The organism is Modestobacter sp. VKM Ac-2985 (assembly GCF_026967925.1).
In the GTDB taxonomy this organism is placed as follows: Bacteria; Actinomycetota; Actinomycetes; order Mycobacteriales; family Geodermatophilaceae; genus Modestobacter.
Map to the genome: position 1 here is coordinate 1,292,242 of NZ_JAPVBI010000002.1, position 13,506 is coordinate 1,305,747.

The following is a 13,506-nucleotide window of genomic DNA, read 5'->3' on the forward strand; positions in this document are numbered from 1 at the left end:
GGCGCCCTCCCGCGTCGACAGTCCTGAGGTGCAGCAGACGCGCCGGTGGCCGACCCGTGGGTGGCTGCTCGCCGTCCCGGTGCTCACCGGAGCCGCGGGTGGTGCCGCCCCGCTGGCTGCCGACCTGGTGCTGCTCGCTGCCGCGCTGGTCACCGCGGGGCTGCTGTGGCGCACCGGGAGCCGGGGCTCCGGCTGCCTGCGCGGCTGGCGCCTGCTCTCCCTCGCCGTGCTCCTCGGAGTGGGCACCAGCCTGCTCGCCGGGCTGCTCACCGACCCGCCGCCCGAGGGCCTGTTCGACGCCACCGGTCAGCTGGTCCAGCTGCCGGCGGCGCTGCTCGCGCTGGTCGCCGTGCTCACCCTGCTGTCCCCGGGGCGGCTGCGCCGCGGCGGTGCCCGGCTGGCCACCCAGACCGCTCTCTTCTTCTGCGCCTCCCTCGTGCTGGCCCAGGTCCTCGTGGTCGGACCGGCGATGCGGACCCAGTCCCTGGAGGGTGCGGACCGCGTCGTCCTGGAGGTCGCCTGCCTGGTGACCGCCTCGGTGCTCTCCGCCGTCCTCCTGCTGATCGCGGCGTCCCCCGGACCCCGGCGGGGCGCCGGCGCGCTGCTGCTGCTCGCCGCGGCGACCTGGGCCACCACGCACGGCCTGGCGATCGCCGGTGAGGACCTGCACCTCGCCGCCCTGGGCGGCGCCGCACCCGCCGGTGAGCTCGTCAGCCTGCTGCTGCTCTGCCTGGCGGCACTGCGCGACCCGGGCGCCCACGACGAGACGCCGCCGACCCGGGCCAGCGCCCGGCTCAACGTGGTCGGCCAGCTGCTCCCGCACCTGGTGACCGTGGCCGCCGGCGTGGCCTACCTGGGTGCACCGCTGCTCGGCGCAGACCCGTCCCCGGCCGCCGCGTTCGCCATGCTCAGCTGCCTGTGCCTCACCGCCGTCCACCGCGCCGCCGCCGCCCGCGACGAGCACCGGGTCGCCGGCCGGCTCCGGCGCAGCGAGGCCTACTTCCGCTCCCTGGTCCGCTCCAGCAGCGACGCGGTGCTCATCCTCGACGGCGACCTGCGGATCAGCTGGGCGGCCCCCGCGGTGGAGCCGGCCGGCGGGCCGGGCCTGCGGGGCCGGTTCCTGCCGGAGGTCGTGCACCCGGAGGACGCGGTCGAGGTGGCCGCGTGGCTCGGCGAGGGGCCGGGCGGGGACGTCGTCGGCCTGCGCAGCTTCCGGCTGGCCGACCGCACTGGCGCCTGGCGGGTCTTCGAGGCCGGGGCCACCGACCTGCGCGGGGACGCCGACGTCGCCGCGCTCGTGCTGCACTGCCGCGACGTGACCGCCCGGCTCGACCGGGAGCTCGAGCTGCGCTCGCTGGCCTTCGTCGACCCGCTCACCGGCCTGCCGAACCGGGCAGCGCAGCGGCTCGCCCTGGCCGAGCTGCTGGCCGGCCAGGACGAACCGACCGACGCCGCGCTGCTGATCGTCGAGCTGCACGGCCTGCGTGCGGCCCTGGAGAACGCCGGCAGCGAGGTCGTCGAGACGACGCTGACCGAGGTCGCCCGCCGGCTGCGCGCGACGGTGCGCGGCGAGGACCAGGTGGCCCGGATCGGCACCGAGCTGTTCAGCGTGCTGGCGCACGGGACCGGGGACGAACACGATCGGCTCGCCGCCCGCTGTCTGGCGGCGATCGAGACGCCGATCGTGACCGACGCCGGGATCGTGGACCTCTCCGGCGCGGTCGGGCTCGTCCCGCTGGACCGGGGGCTGTCCGAGGGTCAGGCGGTCGACCGGGCCGAGCTCGCCGTCGTGGCCGCCCGGGCGGCCGGCAGCGGCTCGGTGCGCCGGTACCGGTCCGAGCTGTCCGCGGCCCGCGACCGCCGGGAGCAGCTGCGCGAGGACCTGGTCGGCGCTCGGGAGCGCGGTGAGCTCGCGCTCGCCTGGCAGCCGATCGTCGCCCTGGACGACCAGCGGGTCACCGGCGTCGAGGCGCTGCTGCGCTGGCAGCACCCGCTGTACGGGGAGGTGCCGCCGGAGGAGTTCCTGCCGGTCGCCGAGCGGGCCGGCCTGGTGGTCGACCTGCAGCGCTGGGTGCTGCGCGAGGCGACCGCCGCCGCGCTGACCCTGCCCCGGGACGGCGCGGCGCTGAAGCTGGCGGTCAACGTCTCGGCCGCCCACCTCGCGGCCGGGACGCTGGTCGGTGACGTGACGGCTGCCCTGCGGGACAGCGGCCTGCCGCCGGAGCGACTGGTCGTGGAGATCGCCGAGTCCAGCCTTGAGGTCGGTGCGCTCGCCGACGACGTGGCGGCGCTGCGGCTGATGGGCGTGCGCCTGGCCCTGGACGACTTCGGCAGCGGGCGCTCCTCGTTGCCCGCCCTCGGACGACTGCCGATCGACATCATCAAGCTGGACCGCAGCCTGCTGTCCCGGGTCGACCGGGACCCGTACAGCCGGGCCGTCTGCCAGGCCGTGGTCTCGCTGGCCGCGACCCTGGGCATCGACGTCGTGGCCGAGGGCGTGGAGACGACCAGCCAGCTGACGGCGCTGCGCGCCCTCGGCTGCGGGTACGCCCAGGGCTTCCTGCTCTCCCGCCCGGTCGGGCTGGCCGGGCTGGTGCAGCTGCTGGAGTCCGACACCGGGCGGCTGTGGCCCGGCATGGCCGGCCGGGTGGGCGCATCGTGACCGCGCTGCCCGCTCCGTCGTCCGGCGTCCCGGCGCTGCCCCTCGTGCCCGCCGGGGCGCGCTGGCCGCGGGCGACGGTGCTGTCCCTGCTCGGTGCGGTCGCCGGCGGCCTCGCCGTCGTGGAGACGCTCTGGCCCGCAGCCTCGGCGCACTCGGCGCCGGCGGTGCTCAGCGCAGCGTCGCTGGCCATCGGGGTGCTCGTGGTGCGGCACGCCAAGCGGCTGGACCGGGAGTCGGCGGCGCCCTGGCGGGCGTTCGCCGTGCTCGCTGCCCTGCTGACCCTGGGCGAGGCGATCGCCGCCGTCCGCGGGGCCGGGGTGAACGCGGTGACCGCCGGGCCGCAGGACGTCGCGCTGGTCGCCGCGGTCCCCTTCGCGCTGCTCGGCTGCGCCCGGCTGATCCGGTCGGCCGCCGTCGGGATCGGTGCGCGGGTGGCGCTGGACGCCGCTGTCGCCCTGGTCGCCCTCTCCGCGCTGGCCGAGGTGGTGATCGGCACGGCGCTGGGCCGGACGGCCGACTCGGTCGACGACCTCATGGCGCGGGGCTACCCCGCCGCGGGCGTGGTGCTGTGCACCGTCGGGCTGGTCACCTTCGCCGGGGTGGGCCAGGCCCGCCGGGCCGCGGCCGGGTGGCTGCTCGCCTGCTTCGCCTCGGTGGCCGTGGTGACCGTCAGCGGTGCCATCGCCGTGGCCGTCCCCTCCGTCCTCACCGACGTGGTCAGCGGCACGGCCTGGCTGGCCATGCTGGCCTTCGGCACCCTCGCCATCGCCGCCGACCCGGGGCGGTCCGCCGACCCGGACGAACCCCTCGAGGTGCCCCTGCTGGGGGTCGTGGTCGGCTACTGCGCCGCCTTCGGCGTGGTCCTCGTCCTGCTGGTGGGCAGGATCGCCGGGCGGTCGATCCTGCCGGTGGAGGCGGCCGCCGCGGCCCTGCTCCTGCTGCTCACCTTCGCCCGCACCCTGGTGTGGGCGGCGGACGGCGCCCGGCTGACCAGGCAGGTGCTGCGCACCGAGGCCTACTTCCGGACGCTGGTGCACAGCGCCGCCGACATCGCCATCGTGCTGGACCACCGGGGTCGGATCACCTGGGACTCCACCGCAGGGCACCACCCGCACGGCTGGACGGCGCGGGACCTCGAGGGCCGGCAGCTGGTGGAGTTCGTCCACGCCGACGACCGGGCGGAGCTGGCGGCGGCCCTCGCCGCGGGCGGCGACCCGGGGCAGGGTCGCGGGCGGGTCTTCCGGCTGCGGGGCAAGGACGGCAGCTGGCGGGCGTACGAGACCGTGCGGGTGGTGCCCTCGAGGACGCTCGACGCGCTGCCGAGCGCGGCGCCGGGTGTCCACGACGCCGCCGGTCTGGTGCTGCACCTGCGCGACGTCGACTCGCGCCGGCACAGCGAGCGCGAGCTGGAGCGGATGGCCTACACCGACTACCTCACCGGGCTGCCCAACCGGGCCCGGCTGATGGCCGCCCTGGCCGGCGCCCGGAGCCGGGCCGCGGAGGGCGAGGTCTCCTGCGTGCTGCTGCTGGACCTCGACGGCTTCAAGGCGGTCAACGACATCGCCGGGCACGAGGCCGGCGACCTGCTGCTGACCGAGGTCGCCGACCGGCTGCGCGCCTCGGTCCGGGACCGCGACCTGGTCGGCCGGCTCGGTGGCGACGAGTTCGCCGTCGTCGTCCGGGCCGACCTGGACGAGGCCACCGCCCTGGCCGAGCGGATCATCGCCGAGCTGGCCGGCGTCCACCGCTCGGTGCCCACCCCCGGCGCCGACCCGGACCTGGTCTTCGACGTCTCCTGCAGCATCGGGGTGACCGAGCTGAACCCGGCCGACGAGGTCCCGGTGGCGATCCGGAACGCCGACCTGGCGCTGCGCGCGGCGAAGGCGGCCGGCAAGGGGCGGGTCCGCCGGCACGGCGAGACCGCCGACAGCGCCACCGTCCGGCGCACCCGGCTGGCCCGCGACCTGCCCGACGCGCTGTCCCGGGGGCAGCTGCGGCTGGTCTACCAGCCGGTCGTCGGCGTCGCCGAACGCCGGGTGCTGGGCGTGGAGGCGCTGGTCCGCTGGGACCACCCGGTGCTCGGTGAGGTGTCGCCGGAGGAGTTCGTACCGCTGGCCGAGGACGACGGGCTGATCGTGCCGCTCCAGCGGTGGGTGCTGGAACAGGCCACCGCCGAGCTCGCCGGGCTGGTCCGCGAGGGACGTGACCTGCGTGTGGGGGTCAACATCAGCGTGCGGCACCTGCAGTCGGGCAGCCTCGTGCCCGACGTCGCTGCCGCCCTGGCCCGCGCCGGGCTGCCGGCGCAGCGGCTCATGCTGGAGGTGACCGAGTCGCTGTTCATCGGTCAGCCGGACCGGGCCGACGGTGACCTGCAGACGTTGCACGACATGGGCTGCGTCATCTCCCTCGACGACTTCGGCCGGGGGTACTCGACCTTCGCCTACTTGGCCCGGCTGCCGGTCGACGTGCTCAAGATGGACCGCGAGTTCCTCGCCGGCATCGCCGGCGACGCACGCAGCGCGGCGCTCGTGCACAGCGTGATCGAGCTGGGGAAGCGGCTGTACATCGACGTCGTCGCCGAGGGCGTGGAGACCCCGGAGCAGCTGGCGGCGCTGCGCGACCTCGGCTGCCGGTACCTGCAGGGCTTCCTGCTGGGTCGCCCGACCAGCCCCGCGGAGCTGCCGGCGGTCATCGACGCGTTCGACCCGGACCTGCTCGACGCCGTGTCCGGGCAGGCGTCGCCGGCGGTCGCCGTCCCAGGAACCGTGTAGCCGTTTCCCACGACGTGGGACGACGCGGTTGACGGGGCCGTGTTGCGGGGCGCACAGTGTCCACGTGCCACGCACTCGTCTGCTCGTAGCGATCCACTAGCGCGCCGGTCCCTCCCGACCGACGCGCCACCCCTCCGTGCCACCCGGCACGAGGGGTTTTTTGTTGGCCGGGCACTTTCCGGGCCGACTCCCCGCCACCGACAGGCGTCCGCCGCAGCACCCCACCCCGCGCCCAGGGAGATCGTCGAGATGAGCACCACCAGCACCGGCCGCACCGCCGCGGCCCACCCCTCGTCCGCAGCCGGTCCCGCGGCCGGCCCGGCTCCTGGCGCCGGTCCCGCGCCGGCCACGGCCGTCGTCCCCAGCGAGGCCGCCGCCCAGGCCACCCTCGGGGTGGAGACGACCGCCCGGTCGATGGCCGAGGCGGCCGCCGAGCCGGTCTCCGGCATCACCGGCGCACAGAGCCTGGTCCGGTCGCTGGAGGCGGTCGGTGTCGAGGTGGTCTTCGGCATCCCGGGTGGGGCGATCCTGCCGGCCTACGACCCGCTGTTCGACTCCGCGCTGCGGCACGTGCTGGTCCGGCACGAGCAGGGCGCCGGGCACGCCGCCACCGGGTACGCCCAGGCGACCGGCCGGGTGGGGGTCTGCATGGCCACCTCCGGGCCCGGCGCCACGAACCTGGTCACCCCGCTGGCCGACGCGTACATGGACTCGGTGCCCATGGTCGCGATCACCGGGCAGGTGCCGACCGCCGCCATCGGCACCGACGCCTTCCAGGAGGCCGACATCCGCGGCATCACCATGCCGGTGACCAAGCACAACTTCCTGGTCACGGACGCAGCGGAGATTCCGCAGAAGATCGCCGAGGCGTTCCACCTGGCGAGCACCGGGCGTCCCGGGCCGGTCCTGGTCGACATCCCCAAGGACGTCCTGCAGGCCAGGACCGACTTCAGCTGGCCGCCGCGGATCGACCTGCCCGGCTACAAGCCGACCACCCGTCCGCACGGCAAGCAGGTGCGCGAGGCCGCGGCCCTGATCGCCGCGGCCCGCCAGCCGGTGCTCTACGTCGGCGGCGGCGTCCTCAAGGCCGGTGCCGCCGAGGAGCTGGCCGAGCTGGCCGAGCTGACCGGCGCCCCGGTGGTCACCACGCTGATGGCCCGCGGGGCCTTCCCGGACAGCCACCGGCAGAACCTGGGCATGCCGGGCATGCACGGCAACGTCACCGCGGTCACCGCGCTGCAGAAGGCCGACCTGCTGGTCGCCCTGGGCGCCCGCTTCGACGACCGGGTGACCGGCGAGCTGTCGAGCTTCGCCCCGCACGCCGCCGTCGTCCACGCCGACATCGACCCGGCCGAGATCGGCAAGAACCGCAAGGCCGACGTGCCGATCGTCGGCGACGCCAAGGCGACGATCGTGGAGCTGGTGTCCGCGCTGCGCGCCGAGCACGAGGCCGGCCGGACCCCGGACCTGGACGCCTGGTGGGAGCAGCTGGAGGACTGGCGCACCCGCTACCCGCTGGGCTACGACTGGCCCGAGGACGGGATGCTCTCCCCGCAGTACGTGATCGAGCGGCTGGGTGCGATCGCCGGCCCGGACGCGATCTACGCCTCCGGGGTCGGGCAGCACCAGATGTGGGCGGCCCAGTTCATCTCCTACGAGAAGCCGGGCACCTGGCTCAACAGCGGCGGGCTGGGCACGATGGGCTACGCCGTCCCGGCCGCGATGGGCGCCAAGTACGGCATGCCCGGCACCACGGTGTGGGCGATCGACGGTGACGGCTGCTTCCAGATGACCAACCAGGAGCTGGCCACCTGCGCCATCGAGGGCATCCCGATCAAGGTCGCCGTCATCAACAACGGCAACCTGGGCATGGTCCGGCAGTGGCAGACCCTGTTCTACGAGGGCCGCTACTCCAACACCCACCTGAACACCCACGGCGGCAAGGAGGGGACGGCCCGGCAGGTCCGCATCCCCGACTTCGTCACCCTCGCCGAGGCGCTGGGCTGCGTCGGGTTGCGCTGCGAGTCCAAGGACGACGTCGACGCGGTGATCGAGAAGGCCATGGCGATCAACGACGCGCCCGTCGTCATCGACTTCATCGTCGGCTCCGACGCCCAGGTGTGGCCGATGGTCGCCGCCGGCAAGAGCAACGACGAGATCCTGGCCGCGCGCGACGTGCGCCCGGTCTTCGGGGAGGGACAGGTCTGATGACGAGGCACACGCTCTCGGTGCTGGTGGAGAACAAGTCCGGCGTCCTGGCCCGGGTCTCGGCGCTGTTCAGCCGGCGCGGGTTCAACATCGAGTCCCTCGCCGTGGGGCCGACGGAGAACCCGGACCTGTCCCGGATGACGATCGTGGCCGACGCCGAGGCGCAGCCGCTGGAGCAGATCACCAAGCAGCTGAACAAGCTGATCGAGGTGATCAAGATCGTCGAGCTGGACACCGCCGCGGTGCAGCGCGAGCTGCTGCTGGTCAAGGTGCGCGCGCCGCTGGCCGACCGTGCCCAGGTGCTCCAGACCGCCGAGCTCTTCCGGGCCCGGGTGATCGACGTCAACACCGACACCGTCACCCTCGAGGCGACCGGCACGCCGGACAAGCTGCAGGCGCTGCTGGCCGTCCTCGCACCGCTCGGCATCAAGGAGATGGCCCAGTCCGGCACCGTCGCCCTGGGCCGCGGACCGCGGTCGATGAGCGGCGCCGGTACCTTGCGCCCGGTCGAGCGCTCCGCCTAGCCCCACCCGCCCGAACCACCACCACCAAGATGGCCATCCTGGTGGCCCGTCCACTGAAGGAGCACACAACCGCATGGCCGCCGAGATCTTCTACGACGACGACGCCGACCTCTCGATCATCCAGGGGCGCACCGTCGCCGTCCTGGGCTACGGCAGCCAGGGCCACGCCCACGCGCTGTCGCTGCGTGACTCCGGCGTCGACGTCCGGGTCGGCCTGCCCGAGGGCTCCAAGAGCCGGGCCAAGGCCGAGGCCGAGGGCCTGCGCGTGGTCACCCCCGCCGAGGCGTCCGCCGAGGCCGACCTGATCATGATCCTCGCCCCGGACCACGTGCAGCGGACGCTGTACGCCGAGTCGGTCGAGCCCAACCTGCAGGACGGCGACGCGCTGTTCTTCGGCCACGGCTTCAACATCCGCTTCGGCTACATCAAGCCCCCGGCCGGCGTCGACGTCGCCATGGTCGCCCCCAAGGGCCCCGGGCACCTGGTCCGCCGTGAGTTCAGCGACGGCAAGGGCGTGCCCTGCCTCATCGCCGTCGAGCAGGACGCCAGCGGCAGCGCCCAGGCCCTCGCGCTCTCCTACGCCAAGGGGATCGGCGGCACCCGCGCCGGCGTCATCAAGACGACGTTCGCCGAGGAGACCGAGACCGACCTGTTCGGCGAGCAGGCCGTGCTCTGCGGCGGCATGTCCGCGCTGGTGGCAGCCGGGTTCGAGACCCTCACCGAGGCCGGCTACCAGCCCGAGATCGCCTACTTCGAGTGCCTGCACGAGCTCAAGCTGATCGTCGACCTGATGTACGAGGGCGGCATCGCCAAGCAGCGCTGGTCGGTCAGCGACACCGCCGAGTACGGCGACTACACCTCCGGTCCGAAGGTGGTCGACGCCCGCGTCAAGGAGTCGATGAAGGAGGTCCTCGCCGCGATCAAGGACGGCTCGTGGGCCGCTGCCTTCATCGCCGACCAGGACGCGGGGGCGCCGGACTTCACGGCCAAGCGCGCCGCGGCCGAGGCGCACCCGATCGAGGAGACCGGCCGCAAGCTCCGTGGCCTGATGAGCTGGGTCAGCGCCAGCGACGACTACACCGGCACCGCCGCCCGCTGAGGCAACGTCCGCTGAGGCAGGGGCCCCGCTGAGGCAGGGCCCCGCTCGGCGGGGCGACAGGACACGACCCCCGCAGCGTCTGCTGCGGGGGTCGTGTCGCGTCGCGGGGGAGTGGTCAGCGGTTGGCTGCCCGCTGGGCCCGGCGGGCGGCGAAGTAGCGGCTGGCCGGCTTGAGGCAGACCAGCAGGACCGTGGACACGGCGGCGGCGACCAGCAGCAGGGAGAACAGGATGCCGCCCGGGGCGCCGTCGCCGAGGCTGCCGAGGAGCGTCAGGCCGGTGAACGCGATGGCGATCGACCCGCCGACGATCAGCAGCACCCGGCTGCGGCCGGTCAGCGCCCAGACCGAGCCCCAGATCATCAGCACCGTCCACAGCACCGTGACCAGCCCGAAGGCCAGCGCGATCCCGCCCACGGCGCCGAGCCCCCCGCCGACGCCGGGGACGAGCTCTTCCTCGAAGCCCTCGAAGCCCTCGGCGCCCGCGAGGGCCGCCGCGCCGAAGACGATCAGGAAGAAGCCGACCAGGACGCCGAACGCGGCCAGCACGAAGCCCAGGACGGCGGCGGTGATCACCGCGCCGGGGCGGGCGGTCGCCGGGGACTCCCCGTAGCCGTACTGGCCGTAGGACTGTCCCTGCTGGCCGTACGGCTCGGGCTGGCCGTACTGGCCTTGCCCGTACTGGCCTTGGCCGTACTGGCCCTGCCCGTACTGGCCTTGCCCGTACTGGCCCTGGCCGTACTGGCCTTGGCCGTACTGCGGTTGGCCGTACTGGCCCTGCCCGTACTGGCCCTGCCCGTACTGGCCCTGCCCGTACTGCGGTTGGCCGTACTGGCCCTGCCCGTACTGGCCCTGCCCGTACTGGGGCTGGCCGTACTGAGGCTGCTCGTACTGCGGTCGTCCGTACTGCGGCTGGCCGTAGGGGTCCTGCCCGTACGCGGGCTGAGTGGCTCCTTGCTCCTGGCCGTACTGCTCCTGGCCGTACTGCTCCTGGCCGTACTGCTCCTGGCCGTACGAGGGCTGGCCGTAAGGGGGCTGGCCCGGCTGCTCCCCGGGCTCGGAGCTCTGACCGAAGGCGGTGGAGCCGGTGGATCCGGGAGCTGGGGGTTGCGCTCCGTCCTCCGGCTGCTGGCCGAACGGGGTCGTCTCGTGACGGCCCTGGGCGTCGTCCCGGTCGCTGCTCATGATCTCCTCCGACGAGGCCGGTGGCACCGGCGCTTCGCCGTCAGCTTGGCGGTGCCGGCAGGGCCGGGCAAGCACGGGGGGCCACCCGTCGTGTCCACCCAGTGGGACCAGCGGACACCGGCGCATCGCGGGGTCGGTGGCGTCCCTACGCTGTGGAGCCGTGACCACGACCACGCCCGTCGTCCTGATCGCCGAAGAGCTCGCGCCCAGCGTGTTGGAGGTGCTCGGCGGTGACGTCGAGATCCGGCACGTCGACGGCGCCGACCGGGGCGCCCTGCTGCCCGCGCTCGCCGATGCCTCGGCCGTGCTGATCCGGTCGGCCACCCAGATCGACGCCGAGGCGCTCGCGGCGGCGCCGCGGCTCAAGGTCGTCGCGCGGGCCGGGATCGGCCTGGACAACGTCGACGTCCCCGCGGCCACCGAGCGCGGTGTGCTGGTCGTCAACGCGCCGACCTCCAACATCGTCAGCGCCGCCGAGCACGCGGTCGCCCTGCTGCTGGCCGCCGCCCGGCACATCCCGGCCGCCGACGCCTCGCTGCGCGAGGGGAAGTGGGCGCGGTCGAAGTTCACCGGCGTCGAGGTCACCGAGAAGACCGTCGGCGTCGTCGGGCTGGGCCGGATCGGGGTGCTGGTCGCCCAGCGGCTGGCCGCCTTCGGCGTCACGCTGATCGCCTACGACCCCTACATCCAGCCCGGCCGGGCCGCCCAGCTCGGCGTCCGCCTGGTCTCCCTGGACGAGCTGCTGCGCGAGTCGGACTTCATCACCGTCCACCTGCCCAAGACCCCCGAGACCCTCGGCCTCATCGGTGCCGACCAGCTCGCCGCCACCAAGCGGGGCGTGATCATCGTCAACGCCGCCCGTGGCGGGCTGGTCGACGAGGCCGCCCTGGCCGAGGCGCTGCAGTCCGGCCAGGTGGGTGCCGCCGGCATCGACGTGTACGCCAAGGAGCCCTGCACCGACAGCCCGCTCTTCGGGCTGCCGAACGTGGTCGTGACCCCGCACCTGGGCGCCTCCACCACCGAGGCGCAGGACAAGGCCGGCACCGCCGTGGCGCGCAGCGTGCGCCTGGCGCTGCAGGGCGACTTCGTGCCCGACGCGGTGAACGTCCAGGCCGGCGGCATCGTCGCCGAGGACGTCCGCCCCGGCCTGCCGCTGGCCGAGAAGCTCGGCCGGGTGTTCACCGCGGTCGCCGGTGGGCTGGCCCAGTCCGTGCAGGTGGAGGTCCAGGGCAAGATCGCCGAGTTCGACGTCTCCGTCGTCCAGCTCGCGGTGCTCCGCGGCGTCTTCTCCGACGTCGTCGAGGAGCCGGTCACCTACGTCAACGCACCGCTGCTGGCCGACCAGCGGGGCCTGGACGTCACCCTGTCCAGCAGCACGGAGAGCCCGCACTACCGCAACCTGATCACCGTGCGGGGGGCGATGGCCGACGGCGCCGAGGTGACCGTCTCGGGAACCCTCTACGGCAAGAACCAGGTGCCCAAGCTGACCGAGGTCGGTGGCTTCGAGATCGACCTGGCCGCCGACGGCTACCTGCTGTTCTTCATCTACGCCGACCGGCCCGGTGTCGTCGGCACCGTGGGAGCCGCCCTCGGGGAGGCCGGGGTCAACATCGCCGGTGCCCAGGTCAGCCGCACCACCCAGGGCGGCGAGGCGCTGATGGCCGTGACCGTCGACAGCCCGGTCAGCGGGGAGCTGCTGGCCGACATCGGCCAGCGGATCGGCGCCCGGCAGGTCCGGGCCGCCGACCTCAACCCGAGCTGACCCACCCGCACCCAGCGCGACCACCGGCCGCGCCGTCCCACCGGGACGGCGCGGCCTCGTCGTGCCCGGGGGCGATCGGCGGGCGCAGGTGGCGGGTGTGAGGCCGGGGCCGGGCGCCCACTAACCTCTGGCCTCATGCGCCTGGCAGTGGTACCTGGAGACGGCATCGGTCCCGAGGTGGTGGCCGAGGGCCTCAAGGTCCTGGGCGCGGTCGCCCCGGACATCGAGAGCACCCCCTACGACCTGGGGGCGGCCCGCTGGCACCGCACCGGTGAGCTGCTGCCGGACTCGGTCCTGGAGGAGCTGCGCCAGCACGACGCGATCCTGCTGGGCGCCGTCGGTGACCCGGGCGTGCCCAGCGGCATCCTGGAGCGCGGGCTGCTGCTCAAGCTGCGCTTCGAGCTCGACCACCACGTCAACCTCCGCCCGGCCCGGCTGTTCGACGGCGTGCGCAGCCCGCTGGCCGAGCCCGGCGAGATCGACATGCTCTGCGTGCGCGAGGGCACCGAGGGCCCCTACGTCGGCAACGGTGGCGTGCTGCGGCGGGACACCCCGCACGAGGTCGCCACCGAGGTCAGCCTGAACACCGCCTACGGGGTGGAGCGCGTCGTCCGGTACGCCTTCGAGCGGGCGGTCGCCCGGCCGCGCAAGCACCTCACGCTGATCCACAAGACCAACGTGCTCACCCACGCCGGCTCGCTGTGGTCGCGCACCGTCGAGGAGCTCTCCGCCGAGTTCCCCGAGGTCAGCGTGGCCTACCAGCACGTCGACGCCGCGGCGATGTTCTTCATCACCGACCCGGGCCGCTACGACGTGATCGTCACCGACAACCTCTTCGGCGACATCGTCACCGACGTGGCCGCCGCCGTCACCGGGGGGATCGGGCTGGCCGCCAGCGGCAACCTCGACGTGTCGGGGACCAACCCGAGCATGTTCGAGCCGGTGCACGGCTCCGCGCCGGACATCGCCGGGCAGGGCATCGCCGACCCGACGGCGACCGTGCTGTCGGTCGGGCTGCTGCTGGAGCACCTCGGCCGGCCGGAGCTGGCCAAGAAGGTCAACGCGGCGGTCGCCTTCGACCTCTCCACCCGGGACCCGGGGGCGCCGATCCGCACCACCGAGATCGGCGACCGGCTCGCCGCACTGTCCGGCTGACGACCCGGCGGGGCGCGGCCTGCTCGCTGCGCCCCGCCGGGCCGCCGTCCCGCACAGTGGACGACCCGTTCCGAGAACCGAGTTCGGCGTGCTCTACTGGTGGTGATGGACGCCACCCGCACGATCATCATCAGCTAGCGCG

The 13,506-nt window shown here is 74.3% G+C and carries 8 protein-coding genes; 7 read left to right on the top strand and 1 reads right to left on the bottom strand.

Annotation, left to right across the window (positions count from 1 at the left end; genetic code table 11):
- Nucleotides 1–28 precede the first annotated feature (28 nt).
- From O2V61_RS15470 to ilvC, 5 genes are all read left to right on the top strand, one after another.
- Nucleotides 29–2,662, top strand: coding sequence for a putative bifunctional diguanylate cyclase/phosphodiesterase (locus tag O2V61_RS15470; protein ID WP_269184154.1), 2,634 nt, complete (start codon nucleotides 29–31; stop codon nucleotides 2,660–2,662).
- On the top strand, nucleotides 2,659–5,433 hold the full coding sequence (locus tag O2V61_RS15475) for a putative bifunctional diguanylate cyclase/phosphodiesterase (protein WP_269184155.1): 2,775 nt from the start codon (nucleotides 2,659–2,661) through the stop codon (nucleotides 5,431–5,433). Before O2V61_RS15470 ends, O2V61_RS15475 begins: the two co-directional genes overlap by 4 nt.
- Before the next feature lie 249 nt (nucleotides 5,434–5,682).
- Entirely contained in the window at nucleotides 5,683–7,641 is a 1,959-nt protein-coding gene (locus tag O2V61_RS15480) for an acetolactate synthase large subunit (RefSeq protein ID WP_269184156.1), read from the top strand.
- Nucleotides 7,641–8,165, top strand: a complete 525-nt coding sequence (ilvN, locus tag O2V61_RS15485) for an acetolactate synthase small subunit (RefSeq protein WP_036340025.1) — start codon at nucleotides 7,641–7,643, stop codon at nucleotides 8,163–8,165. The genes O2V61_RS15480 and ilvN overlap by 1 nt, the downstream gene beginning before the upstream one ends.
- Before the next feature lie 73 nt (nucleotides 8,166–8,238).
- Complete coding sequence (ilvC, locus tag O2V61_RS15490; RefSeq protein ID WP_269165330.1) at nucleotides 8,239–9,264, top strand: ketol-acid reductoisomerase; 1,026 nt, start codon at nucleotides 8,239–8,241, stop codon at nucleotides 9,262–9,264.
- 115 nt (nucleotides 9,265–9,379) lie between these two features.
- Here ilvC and O2V61_RS15495 read toward each other — a convergent pair whose 3' ends face one another.
- The gene (locus O2V61_RS15495; protein WP_269184157.1) at nucleotides 9,380–10,447 is read right to left on the bottom strand and encodes a hypothetical protein; all 1,068 of its coding nucleotides are present in this window, start codon (nucleotides 10,445–10,447) and stop codon (nucleotides 9,380–9,382) included.
- Between the two features lie 160 nt (nucleotides 10,448–10,607).
- On the opposite strand from O2V61_RS15495, the gene serA reads away from it, so the two are divergent.
- Nucleotides 10,608–12,209, top strand: coding sequence for a phosphoglycerate dehydrogenase (gene serA, locus O2V61_RS15500; RefSeq protein WP_269184158.1), 1,602 nt, complete (start codon nucleotides 10,608–10,610; stop codon nucleotides 12,207–12,209).
- 135 nt (nucleotides 12,210–12,344) lie between these two features.
- On the top strand, nucleotides 12,345–13,364 hold the full coding sequence (locus tag O2V61_RS15505; protein ID WP_269184159.1) for a 3-isopropylmalate dehydrogenase: 1,020 nt from the start codon (nucleotides 12,345–12,347) through the stop codon (nucleotides 13,362–13,364).
- The last annotated feature ends 142 nt before the right edge of the window (nucleotides 13,365–13,506 follow it).